Source organism: Marinobacter sp. SS8-8, from assembly GCF_030540945.1.
Lineage (GTDB): Bacteria > Pseudomonadota > Gammaproteobacteria > Pseudomonadales > Oleiphilaceae > Marinobacter.
On sequence record NZ_JASSVN010000004.1, the window covers coordinates 14,309 to 33,967 of the forward strand.

At 56.2% G+C, this 19,659-nt stretch carries 21 protein-coding genes, 1 tRNA gene and 1 pseudogene; 15 read left to right on the forward strand and 8 right to left on the reverse strand.

The annotated features are described in order from the left end of the window. Positions 1-2 precede the first annotated feature (2 nt). The 6 genes from QPL96_RS05600 to QPL96_RS05625 all read left to right on the forward strand — a co-directional run bounded on the left by QPL96_RS05600 (position 3) and on the right by QPL96_RS05625 (position 4,946). Positions 3-887: a DUF1365 domain-containing protein gene (locus QPL96_RS05600; protein WP_303286168.1), complete on the forward strand. Its 885-nt coding sequence runs from the start codon at positions 3-5 to the stop codon at positions 885-887. Next, the gene (locus QPL96_RS05605; protein ID WP_303286170.1) at positions 875-2,149 is read left to right on the forward strand and encodes a cyclopropane-fatty-acyl-phospholipid synthase family protein; all 1,275 of its coding nucleotides are present in this window, start codon (positions 875-877) and stop codon (positions 2,147-2,149) included. The genes QPL96_RS05600 and QPL96_RS05605 overlap by 13 nt, the downstream gene beginning before the upstream one ends. After that, positions 2,146-2,667, forward strand: a complete 522-nt coding sequence (locus QPL96_RS05610) for a DUF2878 domain-containing protein (RefSeq protein WP_303286172.1) — start codon at positions 2,146-2,148, stop codon at positions 2,665-2,667. Before QPL96_RS05605 ends, QPL96_RS05610 begins: the two co-directional genes overlap by 4 nt. Then, positions 2,664-3,404 carry a hypothetical protein gene (locus tag QPL96_RS05615; protein WP_303286174.1) on the forward strand — a complete coding sequence of 247 codons (741 nt, stop codon included), beginning with the start codon at positions 2,664-2,666 and terminating at the stop codon, positions 3,402-3,404. Before QPL96_RS05610 ends, QPL96_RS05615 begins: the two co-directional genes overlap by 4 nt. 81 nt (positions 3,405-3,485) lie before the next feature. Next, entirely contained in the window at positions 3,486-4,298 is an 813-nt protein-coding gene (xthA, locus tag QPL96_RS05620; protein WP_303286175.1) for an exodeoxyribonuclease III, read from the forward strand. A gap of 18 nt (positions 4,299-4,316) precedes the next feature. Beyond that, entirely contained in the window at positions 4,317-4,946 is a 630-nt protein-coding gene (locus tag QPL96_RS05625; RefSeq protein WP_303286176.1) for a TetR/AcrR family transcriptional regulator, read from the forward strand. Between the two features lie 41 nt (positions 4,947-4,987). Here the strand turns inward: QPL96_RS05625 and QPL96_RS05630 are convergent, their stop codons facing one another. After that, entirely contained in the window at positions 4,988-5,404 is a 417-nt protein-coding gene (locus QPL96_RS05630; protein WP_303286177.1) for a phasin family protein, read from the reverse strand. A gap of 338 nt (positions 5,405-5,742) precedes the next feature. Here QPL96_RS05630 and QPL96_RS05635 point away from each other — a divergent pair, with 338 nt between their 5' ends. Together QPL96_RS05635 and hemH are read left to right on the forward strand one after the other, a co-directional pair. Then, complete coding sequence (locus QPL96_RS05635; RefSeq protein WP_303286178.1) at positions 5,743-6,174, forward strand: TIGR01244 family sulfur transferase; 432 nt, start codon at positions 5,743-5,745, stop codon at positions 6,172-6,174. 39 nt (positions 6,175-6,213) lie between these two features. Further along, the gene (gene hemH, locus QPL96_RS05640) at positions 6,214-7,323 is read left to right on the forward strand and encodes a ferrochelatase (protein WP_303286179.1); all 1,110 of its coding nucleotides are present in this window, start codon (positions 6,214-6,216) and stop codon (positions 7,321-7,323) included. A 29-nt stretch (positions 7,324-7,352) separates the two neighbouring features. On the opposite strand, the gene QPL96_RS05645 is transcribed toward hemH, so the two are convergent. The 3 genes from QPL96_RS05645 to QPL96_RS05655 form a co-directional block, all read right to left on the reverse strand. Further along, positions 7,353-7,568, reverse strand: a complete 216-nt coding sequence (locus QPL96_RS05645; RefSeq protein ID WP_303286180.1) for a hypothetical protein — start codon at positions 7,566-7,568, stop codon at positions 7,353-7,355. Positions 7,569-8,085: 517 nt separating this feature from the next. Next, a complete protein-coding gene (locus tag QPL96_RS05650; protein WP_303286181.1) occupies positions 8,086-8,883 on the reverse strand; it encodes an endonuclease in 798 nt (265 codons plus the stop codon). Then, positions 8,876-10,207 carry a DNA cytosine methyltransferase gene (locus QPL96_RS05655; protein WP_303286182.1) on the reverse strand — a complete coding sequence of 444 codons (1,332 nt, stop codon included), beginning with the start codon at positions 10,205-10,207 and terminating at the stop codon, positions 8,876-8,878. Before QPL96_RS05655 ends, QPL96_RS05650 begins: the two co-directional genes overlap by 8 nt. Positions 10,208-10,453: 246 nt before the next feature. On the opposite strand from QPL96_RS05655, the pseudogene QPL96_RS05660 reads away from it, so the two are divergent. Then, positions 10,454-10,591: pseudogene (locus QPL96_RS05660) on the forward strand (recombinase family protein); the annotation flags it as partial. A 173-nt stretch (positions 10,592-10,764) separates the two neighbouring features. Here QPL96_RS05660 and QPL96_RS05665 read toward each other — a convergent pair. Beyond that, a tRNA-Ser gene (locus QPL96_RS05665) sits at positions 10,765-10,855 on the reverse strand. Positions 10,856-11,065: 210 nt separating this feature from the next. Between QPL96_RS05665 and QPL96_RS05670 the strand changes: the two genes are divergently transcribed. From QPL96_RS05670 to QPL96_RS05690, 5 genes are all read left to right on the forward strand, one after another. Next, the gene (locus QPL96_RS05670) at positions 11,066-11,764 is read left to right on the forward strand and encodes a Bax inhibitor-1/YccA family protein (protein ID WP_303286183.1); all 699 of its coding nucleotides are present in this window, start codon (positions 11,066-11,068) and stop codon (positions 11,762-11,764) included. 123 nt (positions 11,765-11,887) lie between these two features. Continuing rightward, the gene (gene tusD, locus QPL96_RS05675) at positions 11,888-12,304 is read left to right on the forward strand and encodes a sulfurtransferase complex subunit TusD (RefSeq protein WP_303286184.1); all 417 of its coding nucleotides are present in this window, start codon (positions 11,888-11,890) and stop codon (positions 12,302-12,304) included. Positions 12,305-12,306: 2 nt separating this feature from the next. Beyond that, positions 12,307-12,657, forward strand: coding sequence for a DsrE family protein (locus QPL96_RS05680; protein ID WP_303286185.1), 351 nt, complete (start codon positions 12,307-12,309; stop codon positions 12,655-12,657). Between the two features lie 6 nt (positions 12,658-12,663). After that, positions 12,664-12,945 (forward strand): sulfurtransferase complex subunit TusB, encoded by a 282-nt coding sequence (gene tusB, locus QPL96_RS05685; RefSeq protein ID WP_303286186.1) that lies wholly within the window; start codon positions 12,664-12,666, stop codon positions 12,943-12,945. Positions 12,946-12,948: 3 nt separating this feature from the next. Continuing rightward, positions 12,949-13,275, forward strand: coding sequence for a TusE/DsrC/DsvC family sulfur relay protein (locus QPL96_RS05690; protein ID WP_303286188.1), 327 nt, complete (start codon positions 12,949-12,951; stop codon positions 13,273-13,275). Here the strand turns inward: QPL96_RS05690 and QPL96_RS05695 are convergent. The 3 genes from QPL96_RS05695 to nfuA form a co-directional block, all read right to left on the reverse strand. Beyond that, the gene (locus QPL96_RS05695) at positions 13,262-13,633 is read right to left on the reverse strand and encodes a hypothetical protein (RefSeq protein ID WP_303286190.1); all 372 of its coding nucleotides are present in this window, start codon (positions 13,631-13,633) and stop codon (positions 13,262-13,264) included. The genes QPL96_RS05690 and QPL96_RS05695 overlap by 14 nt on opposite strands. 22 nt (positions 13,634-13,655) lie before the next feature. Next, positions 13,656-14,879: a DUF445 domain-containing protein gene (locus QPL96_RS05700; protein WP_303286192.1), complete on the reverse strand. Its 1,224-nt coding sequence runs from the start codon at positions 14,877-14,879 to the stop codon at positions 13,656-13,658. A gap of 248 nt (positions 14,880-15,127) precedes the next feature. Beyond that, complete coding sequence (gene nfuA / locus QPL96_RS05705) at positions 15,128-15,715, reverse strand: Fe-S biogenesis protein NfuA (protein ID WP_303286194.1); 588 nt, start codon at positions 15,713-15,715, stop codon at positions 15,128-15,130. A 233-nt stretch (positions 15,716-15,948) separates the two neighbouring features. On the opposite strand from nfuA, the gene metH reads away from it, so the two are divergent. Then, positions 15,949-19,647, forward strand: a complete 3,699-nt coding sequence (gene metH, locus QPL96_RS05710) for a methionine synthase (RefSeq protein ID WP_303286195.1) — start codon at positions 15,949-15,951, stop codon at positions 19,645-19,647. Positions 19,648-19,659: the final 12 nt, after the last annotated feature.

Genomic DNA, 19,659 nt, shown 5'->3' on the forward strand with positions numbered 1-19,659 from the left:
CCATGAACAGTCAGTGGCTGGAGGGTACTGTCCGGCACAGGCGGAAGTACCCGGTGCAACACGAATTCAGCTACAGCACCGGCATGCTGGCCCTGGATACCGATGAGTGGGGCACGGTTGCCAGGGTCAGCCCGCTTTTCTCGCTGGAGCGCTTTAACTGGATGTCCTTGAAGCGCAGGGATTACTTTCGTCCGGACACAGAAGACCTGTCGGTTGCTGTCCGTGATCACGCAGAAGAAGCCACCGGATGGCGTCCGGACGGAGAAGTAGAGCTGATCACCCATCCCCGCTACTTCGGCTATGTGTTCAACCCGGTCAGTTTCTATTTCTGCTACCGGCCTGGAGATTGCCCCGCTGAAGGCGCGGTTCCCAAGGTCATCGTGGCCCAGATTACCAACACGCCGTGGCATGATCGCCATGCCTACTGCCTGGAAACCACGGGAGCGGAACCCAACCAGGCCGGCTGGCGCACCGAACACTTTGGGTTCAGCAAGCGCTTTCATGTGTCCCCGTTCAACGGGATGAACCAGCATTACGAGTGGACATTCAGTTTCCGGGGGCCGGAGCTGAGGATCCACATGAATGTTATGGAAGAAGGCCGCAAACATTTTGATGCCACCCTGGTAGTCCAACGCACCCCCCTTACTCGTAAAGATATGCACAGGAGTCTTCGAAAGTTTCCGCTTGAGGCTTTCAAGGTTGTGGCAGGTATTTACTGGCATGCCCTGCGCCTCAAGCTCAAGGGGGCGCCGTTCTACACTCACCCGGACAAACTTTCCGAAGACGACAGTGCCTGCCGCCGTGGACATGATGATTCCGGGCTGGACGTCACCCGTGCGGAAAACAATGACAAGACTCGTGGAAGGGTAAGCTCATGGAGAACCTGAATGCTTCGGTTGAAAACACCTCATCCGGCTCTGGCAGCCTGCCGGCTCTCAGCCGGTTTGCGAGGACCCTGGTGATTCAGCAGCTCCGGTTACTGGGCGAAGGCCAGCTGACGGTAAGGGAATCCGGGTTTGAAGACCTGATTTTCGGAGACGGCAATAGCCAATACGAGCCTGCAGAACTGATTGTCCATGATCACAGCACCTGGCGGGACCTGCTGACCGGCGGTAGCGTCGGCGCCGCCGAAGCCTATGTGGCCGGTGACTGGTCGACGCCCGATCTGGTTGCCCTGCTTCGGTTCTTCACCCGTAACGTCGACCGGATGAACGAATTCGAGGACCGGTTCAGCTGGGTCACCAAGCCCGCGCTGAAGGGCCTGCACTGGCTGAACCGGAACACCAGGGAAGGCTCCCGGAAGAACATCAGTGCCCACTACGATCTGGGCAATGATCTGTTCGAGACTTTCCTCGATCCGACCATGATGTATTCCTCGGCGATCTACCCGAGTGCCGGTTCCACGCTCGAAGAAGCCGCAGTCCACAAGCTGGACACCATCTGCCGGAAGCTGGATCTCACGCCCGGTGACCAGGTGATTGAAATCGGCACCGGCTGGGGCGGCTTTGCGATTCATGCGGCTAAACACTACGGATGCCATGTGACTACTACGACCATTTCCAGGGAGCAGCTGGAGCTGGCTAAAGAACGGGTCCAACAGGAAGCCCTGGAAGACAGGATCACCCTCCTGTTTGACGATTACCGTGATCTGGAAGGCCAATTCGACAAGCTGGTCTCCATCGAGATGGTAGAAGCCGTGGGCCCGCAATTCCTGGACAGCTATTTCTCCCAGATCAACGCCCTGCTCAAGCCGGATGGCCTGGCGCTTGTGCAGGCCATCAACATGCCGGAACAGCGTTACCAGAGAGCCCTGAAGAACGTGGACTTTATCCAGCGTTTTATCTTCCCGGGCAGCTTTATTCCCTCCTTCGGGGCCATCCTGGAGTCGGTTCGCAAGGAAAGCAAAATGGTGCTGACCCATGCCGAAGACACCGGGTTCCACTACGTACGTACGCTTCAAGACTGGTGTGAGCGCTTCATGGCCCAGCGCGACAAGCTGGAATCCATGGGCTACAACGAGGCATTCCGACGGCTGTGGCACTTTTACTTTGCCTATTGTGAAGCGGGCTTCAGCGAGCGAGCCATCGGGGTAGCCCAGCTGGTCTTCGCCAAGCCCGGCAACAAGCGCGAGAATATTCTGAGCGTATGATTGCCTCGGAAACAGCTCGTAACATACTGAATTTCCTTCTGTTTCAGGTAGGTTGGTTTGCCTGCGTGTTTTATCCGAACCTGATCGGTGCCGGTATTGTGGTTGTGTTTCTGGTCCTGCATTTTGTGCTGGTTAGTCAAACCAGGTTAACCGAGCTGCAGTTTATCGGCCTCGGAACCGTGGTCGGCTCCGTTCTTGATGGCATCTGGTTCAGGACCGGCATCCTGGACGACGGTACCGGCCAGGTTATGCTGACACCACCCTGGCTGGTGGCCATCTGGGCTATTTTCATGACGACCCTGAGCCATTCACTTGACTGGATCAGCAAGAAAGCGTGGCTGCCCTTCGTGCTTGCGCCCTTCGCCGGCCCATTTGCCTACTGGTCCGCAAGCCAGCTTGGTGCGGTGGAACTGCCGGAGCTGGTGCCATCACTGATTGCCCTTGGTTTTGGCTGGCTGGTTGTATTCCCACTGCTGTTGTATGCCCGCAGAACGCTTTATCCGGAGCTGGTGCGATGAAACCCCCTTTCTGCACTGTTTGTCTTGCCCTGATGGCAGCACCCCTGCCTGCCATGGCCCAGGATTTCCGCTTTACCGGAACTGCGAGCACTGAGGATGGCGACGTGATCTACGAGGAACGCCACTCGGTTGACGGCACTTGTGAGGGTGGCGTGTTCCGGCCCCAACAGCATGAAGTGGCCTATCACAAACCGGACGCAGCGGAGTCATTTGCCGGCAAGGCGCTTGAATACGACGCCTCAGTGTTTCGCCCGACCGTAGACTTTGTTCAGCCGACGTTCGATGAAAAAATGGTGGTCACCTACCCCGAGCCGGAAATACTGGTGATTGACTGGCAGACGCCCCGCGGCGATTCGGAACGCTTCGAGGTGGCGTATCCGCCCAACACCGTTGTCGACGCCGGTTTCGATAACTTTGTCCGCCGGAACTGGCAGCGCCTGGTGGCAGGCGAGTCAGTCGAGTTCCGCTTCCTTGGGCCCACCCGGGGCGAACACTATGGCTTTGTGCTCGAATCGGCGGAGAATGACAGGGTTGATGCCGACCATGTGGTCCAGATACGCCCCACGAGCATGGTGCTGAGGTTTCTGGTGAACCCCATTGTACTCGGATACAGCGACTCCGGTGCCCTCTCCGACTATCTTGGCCTGACCAATATCCGGAAAAATCAGGACAAAAATTATACCGCCCACATTCGCTATTCCGTAGACACCTACCCGGATTGTGAACTGACCCCCTGAAACTGTTGCCCCTGCCAGGGCAGACCCCGGGAGTCAGTGTGTTAAACTCCGGCGGGAACCAACGCCGGAGAGTTTTTTGCAATGATGTTCGTGTCTTTCAACGTCAACAGTATCCGTACCCGCCTGCACCAGCTTGAAGCCGTCATTAACGCTCTTGCTCCCGATTTTATCGGCCTCCAGGAAACCAAGGTTCAGGACCATGACTTTCCCGTCGAGGCAATCCGCGAGCTTGGCTACCACGTGCATTTCCACGGCCAGAAAACCCACTACGGCGTTGCCCTGCTCTCGAAGGTGGAACCGGAAGAGGTAGTCAAAGGCTACCCCTGGGACGGCGAGGACTCCCAGCGCAGGCTGATTACCGGACATTTTAATGTCAACGGCGAGCAGTTGACGGTGATTAACGGCTATTTTCCCCAGGGCGAAAGCCGTGACCACCCGGTGAAGTTTCCTGCCAAGGAAAAGTTCTACGCCGACCTGATGCGCTACCTGGACGAGCTCAAGAAGGCCGGCGGCCATGTGGTGGTCATGGGTGACATGAACATCTCTCCAACCGACAAGGACATTGGTATCGGCGCGGACAACGCCAAACGCTGGCTGCGCACCGGCAAATGTTCCTTCCTTCCGGAGGAACGGGAATGGCTCGGCCAGGTGGAAGCCCGGGGTTACACCGATGTATTCCGCCACCTTCATCCGGACGAGGCCGGCACCTTCAGCTGGTTTGACTACCGCAGCAAGGGATTTGAGCGCGACCCCAGGCGGGGCCTGCGAATCGACCTGATCATGGCCAACGACAGCCTGCTGCCGAAAGCCCGGCAAGCGGGGGTTTGCTACGACATCCGTGCCATGGAGCGGCCGTCAGACCATTGCCCGGTCTGGGCGAGCTTCGAGCTCTAGGGGCTGGCCCGGCGCGATATGAAAAAAATCAAAACCCGAGACCGCATCCTGCAAACCAGCCTGGCGCTGTTTAACAGCGTTGGCGAGCCCAATGTTACAACCTTGCTGATTTCCGACGAACTGGATATCAGCCCGGGCAACCTGTACTACCACTTCAAGAGCAAGGGTGACATCGTCGGGGAACTGTTCGATCAGTACGAACTGGACATGCTGGATCTGTTGACGGTTCCCGAAGACGCTGACATCTCTCTGGACCAGCAGGGGTTCTTTCTGCACCTGCTGTTTGAGACGGTGGCGCGTTACCGGTTTCTTTATCAGGATCTGGTGAATGTGCTGTCCCGGTACGACCAGTTGCGGGTGCGGTTCAAGCGGATTCAGAAGAAAAAAACGTCGGCATTCAGGGCAATCTGCGAAAGCTTCCGTCGGCAAGGCACCCTGATAATCGATCAGGAAGAGCTTGATTCCCTGTGTGAGCAGCTAACGCTAACCGCTTGTTACTGGAGCGCTTTCGATACGCTTTCCCATCTGGACGACCGGGAGTCGGTAGACCCCGGCAGGGGCGTTTACCAGATGATGCACCTGATACTTCCCTACCTGGCACCAGCCGACCGGGAAGAAGCCCGGCTGATGAGCCGGGACTATCTTTAAAGACCACCTTTAAAGACAACCGGCCCTGGTGATCGCTGGCGTTATTCTTCCTCGTCGTCTTCAGCCTGTTTACGCAGCCGTGCCAGTTCCCCCTCAAGCGCTTCGACCCGGCGTGCCAGGGAGTCAATTTCATCGCGACGATGGATACCGAGCCTTCTGAGGGCGCCCGATACCCGCTCGTCGAACATGTGTTCAAGACGGTCCCAGGTGCCCGTCGCCCTCTCGCGAACGCCTTCAACCCGGTCTTCAACGGATTTGATCTGTTTTTCAACGACACCCCGGGTTCTGTTCTCCAGTTGCTCGCCTTCCTGAACCAGTCGGTCGAAGAAACGACCGGTGTCTTCCTCGGCCTTGGTATAGGCACCCAGCCCCGCCAACCAGATCTGGCGCGCGGAACCCTTGATTTTTGCGGCCAGTTGCGCATCATTCTCCGGCTTATCGTCGTTTTGTTCAGACATGTAACAACCTCGGGTGCGGATATTTCTCTTGAAAGCCTATTGTATTACAGCTTGGGCGGGATTTCAGTCGGCCTGAAAACCGCTCAGTCAAAGGGCGCAGTATAAAGGCCTATCCGATATGAAAAAATGTTTTCAAACGAAAGTGGCTCTCGCTTGAAGTGTTCAGGATTTAGTCAATACTTCCCTATACCGGTGTCCCTACTGATGCCGGTTTGTCTGGAAGTCTTTCATGGATACTACTCGCACGCCTCTGCCCGGCATCCTTTGCCGGGCTTTTTTTTGGTATTATCGCCTATGGGTATATGCTCATCCCCCACCCATCCCGGAGGCGAAACCCCATGGATATCAGAAAGATTGATGACAACATCTCGGTAGCTCCGCAGATTTCCGTTGAAGACGTGGCAGAGGTCGCAAAGCTGGGGTTCAAAACCCTGGTAGCCAATCGCCCTGATCAGGAGGAGCCCGGGCAACCTTCCATGGCTGATATCGAAGCAACAGCCCGCGAGCACGGCCTGGCCTGGGTGTTCATGCCGGTGGAGTCCGGGAATATCACCGACGACGATGTAAGCCGGTTCGCGCCAGTGATCCGGGACGCTGAAAAGCCCGTACTGGCATTCTGCCGTTCCGGAACCCGTTGCACCGTGCTCTGGGCATTGAGTTCGGCCCGAAACACCTCAGCCGACGAAATCTTCACCAAGGCCCGCAACGCCGGTTACGACATCACTGGCCTGGCACCACGTATGGCTCGGCAGGCCGGAGAGAAAGGCTGACCTTTTCACAACGCAAAACCAACGCTCAGGATCGACCGCATGCAATTCAAAGGTTCAGAGAATTTCAGCCACGCACAGCCTGAGAGGCTGGGCGTGCTGGTAACCAACCTGGGTACCCCGGACGCCCCTACAACCTCCGCACTGCGCCGGTACCTCGCTGAATTTCTCTCGGACCCAAGGGTGGTGGAACTGCCCCGGCCTGTGTGGTGGTTGATCCTGCACGGCGTTATTCTGCGGATTCGCCCCAGGCGCAGTGCAGAGGCCTACGCCAGTGTCTGGCAGCTAGAGGGCTCGCCCCTGCTGCTGCACACTGCGAAACAGGCTGAGGGCATCCGGGAAGCGCTCAAGCGCAAATACGGCGCCAATGTCGTGGTTGGATTTGCCATGCGTTACGGCAACCCCTCGATTTCCCGCGTTCTGGACGAAATGCAGGAGCAGGGTGTTCGGAAACTTCTAATCCTTCCGTTGTACCCCCAGTACTCGGCGTCTACCTCCGCATCAACCTTCGATGCAGTTGCCCGCGATTTCACCAGACGCCGGTGGCTGCCGGATTTCCGGTTTATTTCCCACTACCCGGACTACCCGCCTTACATTGAGGCCATGGCGCGTCACATAGAGGCCCACTGGGCCAACCACGGGCGCAACCAGAAACTGGTTCTCTCCTACCACGGGGTTCCGCTGAAGTACCTGACCAGGGGCGATCCGTACCACTGTGAATGCCACAAAACATCGAGGCTGCTGGCCGGGCGGCTTGGTTTGAGCGAAGAAGATTACATGACCACCTTCCAGTCCCGGTTTGGCAAGGAGGAATGGCTAAAGCCCTACACGGACGAGACGCTCAAATCACTGCCTGGCAAAGGCGTTAAATCCATCGACGTGTTCTGCCCGGGATTCTCATCCGATTGCCTTGAGACCATTGAGGAAATCGCTGGGGAGAACCGTGAATATTTCTTGGCGGCGGGCGGCGAGGGGTTCAGCTATATCACGGCACTGAACGCCACGCCCGGGCACATAGAAGCGCTGGTGAAGCTGATCGAAGAGAATCTGCAGGGCTGGCAGGTACCCAGGAACGAGCCGGAAGCAGTGGCTGTGCGCCAGCAGAGGGCAGACGAGCAGAAAGAGCGGATCTATCCCGGCCGGAACCTCTGAGCTGCTGCTATTGGAAATACGGGGCAGCATCAGTTGCTCCGGTCTTCTCCCTCCTGACTATCCCCGGAAAGGTCAGGCATCGACTGGCAGAGAGTGCACGCACCGGTGTTCACCGCCGCGCCGCCGGCTTCAACGTACCGGGTCTTTTGGCTGGCCTTGCCCCGGTTCACCGACACAGAGAACTTCCGGTCACGACATTCCGCCGAACTGGCTTTGAATTGCCGGGGGTTTTGTGAGTCTGCCATAACGAGCCCTCGCGATATCACGACGCCCATTGTGAGGGTACCCTGACGTTAATCCAAGTAGGGAAAACCACTGGGAAAGTGAGTTGAAGTCGGGAGTTTCAGGTTAAAGAAGATGGAAAAATGGCGGTGGGCCAGGAAACTGCGCCGACACCCTATAACCCCAGAAACCACGGGAAATGCGGGATTCCGGTGGGTATGATGTGAAGTGGACCCCATCAGCAAAGAAGGGTCAGGCTGCTAATGCAGAGCAGCGGCAAATAACCGCGCCTTTGGATCGGCACATACAAGAGAGGCGGCGTAGAAGAAAGCACCGCTGCATGGACCATGGGGCTCACCCGAAACCTCTCGCTAACCTGTGGCCTGTACTCCAAAGGTAAGGCCGTGTCGGAACTGAAAGCCGCAGTCGATACCATCCCCGTGTGCCAATAACAGAGTAACAGTAAGCTCCGTGAGGGTGATCTTTATTCATCATCACCCTCAAACAATGCAAGCTCCCTCACAGTTTCTTCAGTGGGGCTCACTCGGACCTCGCGTATAGCTCCAGGTCCGCTTTCGTAATGCTTGCAGCGGGTACGAGGCGATAGTGTTTTTCCTGCACCACACACACCTCGTCATCCTGCATCACCAACTCAAACATTGCGATAAGGTTATCATCCATGAACTGCGCGGACACAGCACGGCAGGCCAGGTCTGGAAATTTTTGCTCGCAGAGCAGGATATCCTGCGATGTCTGGACTGATCCATGTTTGTCTTTTCCACCCTTTGCCTGCACCGGAATTACGAAGTGTTGTCCATGATTGTTCAGGCCAACATAAATTTCATCAATTTCGATCTGACCTATCCCTTTGACGGTAGTTCTGAGGTGGTTTTGCAACGAGTTCGCAGTAACTCCCAAAAAAGTATCTACCAGTCTGTTGTACCTGACTTTCGCAAGGAGAGCTTGCTCGTCGTTTAGAGCGTATGCGTTGATAATTTCCGGTGTTGAATCTGGAATCTTTACTTTTATTAGGTCGTCGCGCGGTACGATGCGATTGAGTTTCACGAGCTTGAAACGGTACTTTGCGCGGCCCGCGCCTACAATAATCCACTCAAGGTCATCGGGCGCAGTTTCCTGAATGGTTTGAGGGAAGTCGTTTCTATACCTGAAGGAATAAATCACGTCGCCGGGATTCTTTGGGAGCTCGACCTGTAGTTTGTTTGCACAATCAATCAGTTCACTCCGCTCGAAGACAAACTCAGTTATGCCGGACTGGTAATGGTTACCAAATATTTCCGCGATCAGGGCGCTGTATCGGTTTTGCTTTTTCTTAGGCATTAGCTTCCTCAGTGATTGCAGCTTGCAGGGCCAGAGTCAGTTGTTCCGCATCTTCCGCTTGCTCAACAGCTTTAGCAGTCTTTCGTGTCCTCTGAGCTATGGTGTCGACTGGGACACCGAACTTTTTCGCGGCCCTGCTCATGTCCATGTGAAGCAGTTCGTCAGCACCGAGGTTAATGTGTTCAGCGGGATGAACCGGGGTATAACGGAGCGCCTCTGCAATTTGCCTGGCCACAGATCTTCCCAGCATGGGCGGAACACTGTTTCCGACCTGCCTGAAGCCATGCCATTTTGTTGAATGGAACCTGAACCAGTCGGGATAAGAATGGAGCCTCGCAGCTTCACGCACGGTGATGACCCGTGGTAACTCAGGGTGGATCGGTCGTGGTGAGGTAAAGGCACCCCTCGCACTATCGGTCCCGGCCCGCAAGGTATTGCACAGACCCTCAGGATCAAGTTTTCTGAAACGGCTCACTGGCTCCGTCTTGCCGGGTTCAGTAGCAAGGAATCGAGACTGGGATAACTCCGTGTGTTTTGTTCGTAAGCTCGATGTCAGCAGTGAGTTATCAAAACGACGGAGGAAGCTGTAGTCTGACTCATCGGTTTGTTGGCCCCTGAGGATTCGTGCATATGTCGATGTGGTTTCCCAGTCAGTCGCAACCGTGTCTGAATCGACAAGTTCAGGGAATTCGTTAGCGTCCGGCAGGTCACCGATAGCTTCCTTGACAGTGACCATTCCATTGTATGGCTCGGGATATACAGGCAGGGGTAGGCCACGCCTGGCCCCCATGAGAAATAGCCTCTGGCGCGACTGCGGGACACCGTAGTGAGCCGCATTCAGCACCTCGTAAGGGTTGACCACATCATAGCCCGAGTCCGTTAGGGCCTTGATCATGTCTTTAAGAAACTTCACGTGCCTGCCAACTGTCAGGCCCTTAACATTCTCAAACACGAAGTAACGGGGCTGAAGTTCGTAAACTAGGCGCACGTAGTCTGACGCCAGCTGATTCCGGGGGTCATCGAGAGTGCGTTTACCGATGAGTGAAAATCCCTGACACGGCGCTCCGCCGAAGACGACATCGATTTGTCGATTTCCCAGATCAGCACGCTGCCGGATGTCCTCACCTGTCAGATCTGTGACACTCGCGCAGATGACCTTAGAGTACGGAAAGTTGTACTCGTGCGTAGCACAATGAATTGGGTCAATCTCTACGGCAGCCGCCACATCGAAACCGGCCTGTTCGAAGCCCAGGGATAAACCACCAGCACCTGCGAACAGGTCAATGCCAATTGGTCTTTCTTGTGTTTTGCGTGATGAGGCCATGTGTTGTTACTTTTCCGTTTCTGCGAGCGCGACAAGACTCCGTGCCGTCTACCGTGACAGTCAACCGAATCGAAAATTAACACAAAATTCGTCTGTATTCTTTAATCGCGTGAACATCTGGCTTCCCCGGTACCCGCCCATGCTTCGACCTCTGGCGAGTTCTTTCAGGCTTTGCGCCTCACGGGAAAGGGCTGGGGCCAAGCCTGCTCGGCAAAGTGTCCACTTGAGTAAGCTGACCCATTCCAGCTGCTACAGCTTCAGATGATAGGAGCCTTTGCTGAGTTCGAGCGGTCGATGATCAGGGAGCACCAGCGGGAAGGCATAGCAGCCGCTAAGGCCAAAGGTAAACAGATAGGGGCAAAGCGTAAGCTGACAGATGAGCAGGTGCCAGAGACTCGCTAATTTCCGTCCATAAACGGCGTGTTTGAGAGCTTTTTGTCTGGCTATGGATGACCAGAATCCGGTGCCATGAATATACACTTTATGGTGTCGGAAATGGTCAACAGCAGGTCAATAGGGGCTGTGTAAGGTGCTGATTTTTCTATGAAAATATAAAATGGCGGTGGGCCAGGGATTCGAACCCCGGGACGGCTACTAACCGTCGGCGGTTTTCAAGACCGCTGCATTAAGCCACTCTGCCAGCCCACCGTTTTCCCATTGCCGCCATTGCGACAGCGGGAAGCATGATACCGGAATTGCCTGTGCTGTCAACGCCCTGCATAAAACCCACCGTATTTTCCAACATTAACGGTCTTTAATGGAATCCAGGGGCCAGTTTCATGTCGTAAACGATTGAAAGTTGCGTATCTGACACTATGATGAGATACAGTATCCAGTCGTTATAAAACGGAGATGACAATGGCAGACAAACGTTTCGGCGTTCAAAATTCTCAGGGAGCCTATTCTGCTCCCCAGACCGAGCGTGCAACCACAGGAATCAGCGCTGACGCGATGAGTGTGTTGCGCAACACCTACATGCTACTGGGTATAACCCTCGCCTTCTCGGCGCTTACCGCTTTCCTGAACATGAACGGAACCCATCCGGGTTTTCTGATCACCATTGTGGGATACATCGGTCTGCTGTTCGCGACCTATAAGCTGAAGAACAGCCCCTGGGGTATCGTGACCACCTTCGCCCTGACCGGCTTCATGGGGTACACCCTTGGCCCGATCATTGGCGCATTCGTTGCCGCCGGAGCCTCTCAGATCGTTGCTCAAGCGCTGACGCTGACTGCAATCGCCTTTGTGGGCTTGTCCGCAACGGCAATCATCACCAAGAAAGACTTCAGCTTCATGTCCAGCTTCCTGACCGCCGGCGCGTTTGTGCTGATCGGCGCCATGCTACTGGCCTTCCTGATGGAAAGCTCTGCCCTGCAACTGGCGGTATCCGCAGGCTTCACCATTTTCGCATCCGTTATGATCCTGTTTGAGACCAGCCAGATCATCAAGGGCGGCGAGCGCAATTACATTATTGCGACGGTCGGCCTGTATGTTTCAATCTACAACCTGTTCCTCAGCCTGCTGAACCTGCTGTCCGCGTTCAGTGGCGACAACTGATACCGGGCTGGAATAACCCGCTCCAAAACCCCGGCAGTTGCCGGGGTTTTTGCTTCAGGTACTTTTTGCTTCAGGTACACTGAAAACACCCGGAACATCCATAACCACAAACGAACCAGAATCATGGCCGATACCTCATCTGAAACCTTCACCCTGGTCATTACTGGCGCACCTTATTCCTCCCAGGCCCCCCAGACGGCCCTGGGCTTCGCCAGGGCTGCCACGGACGCAGGCCACCGCATCGCCCGCATCTTCCTCTACGGTGACGGTGTTCATCTCGCCTCGGCACTGAGTGCGCCCCCCTCTGACGAGACGCACTGGCCAAAGGAATGGGCGGGCTTTCTCGAACACCATGGCATCCCCGGAATAGCCTGCATTGCTTCTGCGTTGCGCCGGGGTCTGGTGAACGAAACCGAGCAGAAGCGCTACGCGTTACCTGGTTCCAACCTGCTTCACCCTTTCGAAATCGCCGGCCTGGGCGAATGGGTTGAGGGCCGTATGATGTCTACACGAACACTCTATTTCCACGCCGGAGGCTAACCATGAGCACCCTGATCATGATAGACCAGCCACCCTATGGCACCTGGAACGGGCGAGAAGCACTGGACATGGCATTCTCCCTCGCTGCGTTCGACCAGTCGGCATCGCTGCTGTTTACCGGTGCGGGAGTCATCTGGCTGAAGCGGGCACAGGATGCGGCCGGCATAGCGCAGAAGTCGGTGGAGAAAAACCTGTCGGCAGCGCCCATTTTCGGCATTGAGGCGATCCTTGCAGACCGTTCAGCCTGCCAGAGGTATGGGCTGGATGAGGCCTCGCTTATTACCGGCGTGACTCTGGTGGATGCCAACGGAGCCCTGCTCGATCAATACAACCACACCGCGTTTGCAGGTTAACCGGACATGAGCTCATTCAATACCCTGCATATTCTGAATAAATCCCCGCAGCACCCCAGGGCAGCGCAATGCCTCGCCTTGCTATCCGAGGGAGATGCCCTGTTGCTGACCGAAAACGGCGTTTTGTTGCTCTGTGCAGGGAGCCTGCCGGCTATGGGCAAGGTATTCGCACTTTCGCCGGACGTTTCCGCCCGTGGTATCGGTAATACGATTGGTGATGCGACATTGGTGGAGTTTGGCGATATGGTGGCATTGTCGCTTCAGGCCCAACGGGTAATCAGTTGGTAAGCCATGACAAGCAGCACGATGCCGGAACGCAATAACGAAGGATTTCTTGAGGATGCCCGCGCCTGGACGGAAGACATCGCGATCAGGATTGCGGCGGATGATAGTATTCAGTTAAGTGAAAATCATTGGGAAATCATAATGTTCCTTCGTTATTTTTACAAGGAACATGAAATGTCGCCACCCTCAAACAGGCTGTTCGTGAAGGCCGTGAAGGAGGCACTTGGAGAGAACAAGGGCAACAGCATCTACCTGATGCAGCTGTTTCCCGGCACACCTGCAAAAACCGCCTGCCGGATTGCCGGGCTGCCCCGGCCGACTAACTGTCTGTAGGGCGCTCGGAGGGCTTGCCGGGGTTTTCCCGTTTATCCCGCTCAAGGTCTGCCGCAGTCCCAAGGAAACTGCTCAGCCCGTTTTCAAACAGCCCGGAGCCGAACTTCAGAAACTGGCGGGTCGATTCCTTGACGGTACCGTCCAGGGCCCTCTCGGGCAGTTCTCGCAGCGTGTCTGCCACACCCTTTTTCACTCCCTGTGTAACCGCCGGTTCAATTTCCCGGGATGCCTCGATCAGTTCGGCGACTTTGCGGTCCAGATAAGGACGAACGACGAAGCGCCAGAACCCTCCAAGTACGAGAAACACGGCGACAGCCGTAACCAAAGCCTGAACGGTAAGTGATGCCCAGAGAGGCATGGCCTTCCTCCTTAGTACGCCCTCAAAGGAACAGGGCGTAGTTTTCCTGGAATGTCAGGTATGTGAGGGACAGGAACTGCAGCAGTCCCGCCAGACCGCCGAAAATGCCGCCAACGATCATCAGCTGGCTTTCCTCCTCCCGGAAAGCCGGGCGAAGAATGTCCTGGAATTCGGAGGGTTCCAGGGCTTTCATCTGGCCTGACAGGACCTCCGCCACGACCGGCGCCCGCTCGCGGTTAAAGGCGGGATCACTGAACACATCATGGGTTGCCAGCAGGGCTTTCTGGTTCATGGCCTTTTTCAGTTCCGTGTAACCCGTCATGCCCACGGTTACCTGCGCTGCCAGTTTCATAATGACAGAGTTGTCCAGCAAAGGCCGCAGGTGCTTCTGGATGATAGCCCGGGTTCGGTCACCGTGACTGCCGTTTATCATGGCATCGGCCACTTTTTCCACTGTCATCAGTTCTTCGGCCACCAGCTTCGCCCAGACATCACTGATCTCGGATTGGCGGCGCAGGAACAGGCCCTGGACTTTCCAGAACAGAAACCGCCGGGGCTTGAGCGGTGCGAAAATGAGGTTGATGGCGATCCAGTTGGTAACAAAGCCAATCACGAAGCCACCGAGCGGCAGCAGCCAGGGCTCCGGATACCTGGACCACAGCGGCACCAGAACCGCACCCAGAATACCGCCAATAATGGCGCCCCGGTTGATCACGGACCTGAGCTCAACCGCTCCCGCCTGCCTGAAGATCCGGTTCATCAGGTCCGGATGGGTTGCCAGCTCCCGGCTGAGCAGTGCCTTGAGGTCCACCAGTTCATCCAGATCGTCGCCAAAATCCTCCACCAGATCCTCAATCCGGGACGGTAACTGCTCCCTCGCCCACTGATAAATCCGGTTTTTCAGAAATACGGGGAGGTTATCCCAGAGCACCGGCTGGATTTCGTACATGACTTCATCAATGTACTCATCCATACGGGGCGTGACCTGGGAAATAACCTGCTCGACAATGCGTTGAGGTTCAAGCTTCTGGTAGACCGCATTCAGGTCGCCAAATTGCTGCAAGGTTCTGTCGAGGCAGATATGAGCCATTTTTTCGGCTTTGCGAGGGATAACGCCCTGCCAGCCGACAATCCCTACGCCGGTAAACTGAACGGGATAAAAAGACATCTGGATGGCAAGCCAGTTGGTGAACCAGCCAACCACAGCCGCCGTGAGCGGCAATGACAGAAGCGCAACGTCGAACAAGTTTGACCCCGGTTTGAGTGTGTAATCCGGTTAAGCCGGTAATATATCCGTCAACAAACACACGATTGTACCCGTGTGCTGTTTCTGTTTGTGCGACGAATGATAAAGCAACCGAGTGGTCACAACATTGGCCGTGCCGCCTTTGTGAACTCGGTATTACGGCAGCCTGGATGGCAGCTACCGCAGCCCAGGAGACGCGGTAGCTCACGGTGAGGAGCGCTTACTGCTTACTGCTTACTGCTTACTGCTTACTGGTAGTATGCGTTTTCAGTGTAGGAGTGATCGGTTACATCCCGCACGGCGGTGATTTCCGGCACCCGCTCCTTCAAGGTGGATTCAACCCCCTGTTTCAGGGTCAGGCTGACCGCGGAACAGCCCTGGCAGCCACCGCCAAAGCGAAGAACAGCCACGGACCCATCGACGATTTCCACCAGAGACACTTCGCCGCCGTGGGACGCCAGATTGGGGTTTATTTCAGACGCCAGAACATAGTTGACGCGATCCGGAAGGGGGGCGTCGTCGTCGATTTTGGGCACCTTGGCATTCGGCGCCTTGATGGTGAGCTGGCCACCCATCTGGTCTTTTGAATAGTCCACATACGCTTCTTCCAGGAAAGGCACCGAATTGTGGTCCAGGTACAGGGTGAACTTCTCGAGGTCTACCTGCTCGTCCGTGGGAACCACTTCGTTGGGCGGGCAGTAGGCCAGACAGGTTTCGGCATTTTTAGTGCCGGGCTGGGTCACGAAGATCCGTACGCCCATGCCTTCCACGTCCTGTTTTTCGATAAGTTGCGCGAGGTAGTCCCGTGCGGGATCTGTCACAGTAACCAATGCCATGTTTTCAACCCATTTGAAAGTTTGCAACTATTTTAAGGCAGTTCGCGGGAACATGAAAGACCAAGTAAAATAGTCGGGCTTTGCGAGGGGTGATGAATTTCCCGTATGCAAGCTCATTTCAGGAAGGCAATTGATAATGGTCATTGGCACTAAGACGGGCTCAGGCATTTTTGCTATGATCCCGCGCCATTGACTTCAATACAGCGTTAATAACGACACCCGGAAGTAATCCTATGACTGATCGTAACACCCGTCTCGACCAGCTCCACAAGGCCCTGCAGGAACGCATTGTGATTCTTGATGGCGGCATGGGGACCATGATCCAGAACCTGAAACTGGACGAGCAGGCCTTTCGGGGCGACCGGTTTGCCGATTACGAGCGGGAGGTTCAGGGCAACAACGACCTGCTGAACCTGACTCAGCCTGCCCTGCTCCGTAATATTCACGCGGATTACCTGGATGCCGGCGCGGATATTATCGAGACCAATACCTTCAACTCCACACGGCTGTCCCAGGCGGATTACGGCCTCGAGGAAATTGCCAAGGAGCTGAACGTGTCGGCGGCCCGGCTGGCCCGGCAGGTCGCGGACGAATATACCGCGAAGAACCCGGCCAAACCACGGTTTGTGGCAGGCGCGGTTGGTCCCACATCCCGAACGGCGTCGATTTCACCGGATGTGAACAACCCGGGGTACCGCAATGTCGATTTCCAGACCCTGGTTGATAACTATTACGAGGCGATAGAAGGTCTTGTTGAAGGCGGTTGCGACCTGATTCTGATCGAGACCATCTTCGACACACTGAACGCCAAGGCCGCGATTTACGCGACTCAGCAATATTTTGAAGACAGCGGCGTCACCCTGCCGATCATGATCTCAGGCACCATTACGGATGCCTCCGGACGCACCCTCTCGGGCCAGACGACCGAAGCTTTCTGGAACTCAGTGGCTCACGCCAGACCAATTTCAGTAGGCCTGAACTGTGCCCTCGGTGCCGACGCCCTGCGCCCCTATGTGGAGGAACTGTCCGCCAAGGCCGAAACCTACGTCAGCGCCCACCCCAACGCCGGCCTTCCGAACGAGTTTGGCGAATACGACCAGACCCCGGAGGAAATGGCCGAGATTGTCGAAGGTTTTGCCCGGGACGGTTTCCTGAACATCATCGGTGGCTGCTGCGGCTCCCGCCCGGACCACATCGAAGCCGTCGCCCAGGCTGTTGCCAAGTACCCGCCCCGCAAGATTCCGGAGCGTCCGAAGGCCCTGCGCCTGTCTGGCCTCGAGCCGTTCACCGGCGATGAAAACGCCCTGTTCATCAACGTGGGCGAGCGTACCAATGTCACCGGCTCCAAACGCTTCCTGCGACTGATTAAGGAAGAGCAGTACGAAGAAGCCCTGAGCGTCGCCCGGGACCAGGTGGAAAATGGCGCCCAGATTATTGATATCAATATGGATGAGGGCATGCTGGAGTCCAAGGAGGTGATGGTTACCTTCCTGAATCTGGTGGCTTCCGAACCGGATATCTCCCGGGTTCCCATCATGATCGATTCGTCCAAGTGGGATGTTATCGAAGCGGGCCTGCGCTGCATCCAGGGCAAGGCAGTGGTGAACTCCATCAGTCTCAAGGAAGGCGAAGAGGAGTTTATCAAACGCGCCAGGGACTGCATGCGCTATGGCGCCGCCGTTGTGGTTATGGCGTTCGATGAGCAGGGCCAGGCAGACACCTACGAGCGCAAGACACAGATCTGCAAACGCTCCTACGATGTTCTGACGGGCATCGGCTTCAACCCCGGCGATATCATTTTCGATCCGAATATTTTTGCCATTGCCACCGGTATCGAGGAACACAACAACTACGCGGTGGACTTTATCAATGCCACCCGCTGGATTCGAAAGAACCTTCCCTACGCCTCAGTCTCCGGCGGAGTGAGCAACGTGTCCTTCTCCTTCCGGGGCAACGATATAGTGCGTGAAGCCATTCATTCCGTGTTTCTCTACCACGCCATCAAGGCCGGCATGAACATGGGCATTGTAAACCCCGGGCAACTGGTCATTTACGATGAGATCGACCCGGAACTGAAAGAACGGGTGGAAGACGTTGTTCTGAACCGCCGCGATGACGCCACCGACCGCCTGCTTGAAATCGCCGAGCGCTACAAGGGCCAAGGCGGCAAAACCCACGAAGAGGATCTCGCCTGGCGTGAGTGGCCGGTGGAAAAGCGACTGGAACATGCTCTGGTAAAGGGTATTACCACCTACATCGTGGATGACACGGAAGCCTGTCGCCAGAGAGCCAACCACCCCATTGAGGTTATTGAAGGCCCGCTGATGGACGGCATGAACGTGGTCGGTGACCTGTTCGGCGACGGCAAGATGTTCCTGCCCCAGGTGGTCAAAAGCGCCCGGGTCATGAAGCAGGCCGTGGCACACCTGATACCCTACATCGAAGCCGAAAAAACCGAAGGCCAGAAAGCCAAGGGCAGGATCCTGATGGCCACGGTCAAAGGTGATGTCCACGATATCGGCAAGAACATCGTGGGCGTGGTACTTCAGTGCAATAACTACGAGGTGATTGATCTGGGTGTCATGGTGCCCTGCGACAGGATTCTGGACGCGGCGATAAAGCATGACGTCGATATTATCGGCCTTAGCGGCCTTATCACGCCCTCCCTGGATGAAATGGTCCACGTCGCCCGTGAAATGCAGCGTCTGGATTTCAACATTCCGCTGATGATTGGTGGCGCTACCACCTCCAAGGCCCACACCGCTGTCAAGATCGAACCCCAGTACAAAAATGACATCGCTCTGTATGTCTCGGATGCCTCCCGCTGTGTGAATGTGGCTTCGCAACTGCTCAGCAAGACCGCCAAACCCGACCTGGTGGGCGCCGCCCGTTCCGAATACGACCAGGTCCGCGAACGCCGCAAGAACCGGGGCGACCGCACCAGACTGGTCTCCCTGAAGGAAGCCCGGGATCGCGCGCCGGACATCCGCTTTGAGGGTTACCAGCCACCAAAACCAGCCTTCACCGGTATCCGGGTGTTTGAGGAATATGATCTCAACGAGCTGATCGATTACATCGACTGGACGCCGTTTTTCGTGTCCTGGGATATTTCCGGAAAGTACCCGGCCATATTTGATGACCCCAAGCGTGGCGAGGCTGCGCGGCACCTGTTTGACGACGCCCAGACGATTCTCCACCGGATGATCGACGAAAAGCGGGTATCCGCCCGTGGCGTCATCGGTTTCTGGCCGGCGAACCGGCGCGGAGACGACATTGTACTGTACACGGATGAATCCCGCTCCGAAGAGCTGGCTACCCTGCACCATCTTCGCCAGCAAGACGAGAAGGCGCCAGGCAAACCAATGATGGCCCTTTCCGATTTTGTGGCCCCTGAAGGGTCGGAAACCTGTGATTATGTGGGCGGTTTCGCGGTAACCACCGGCGTGGGTGCCGAGGAATTCTCGGTGGAGTTCAAGGACGCCAATGACGATTACAACGCCATCATGGTCAAGGCCCTGGCCGACCGGCTGGCTGAAGCGTTCGCCGAGCGCATGCATGAGCGGGTCCGGAAGGAATTCTGGGGCTACGCCGCCGGCGAGCAGTTGGGCAGTGCCGATCTGATCAAGGAACGCTATCGGGGCATTCGCCCTGCGCCAGGCTATCCCGCCTGCCCGGATCACACTGAGAAGGCCTCGCTGTTCAAACTGCTGGATGCCACCAACAAGGCCGGTATCCAACTGACTGACCACTTTGCCATGTTCCCGGCGGCAGCGGTGTCTGGCTGGTACTTTGCCCATCCGGAATCCAAGTACTTTGCGGTCGGGAAAATTGGCGCGGATCAGGTTGAGGACTATGCTGCACGCAAAGGCATTTCCAAGGCTGAAGCGGAACGCTGGCTGGCGCCCAGCCTGGCATACGATCCGGCGGAGTAAGCTTCAGATTCG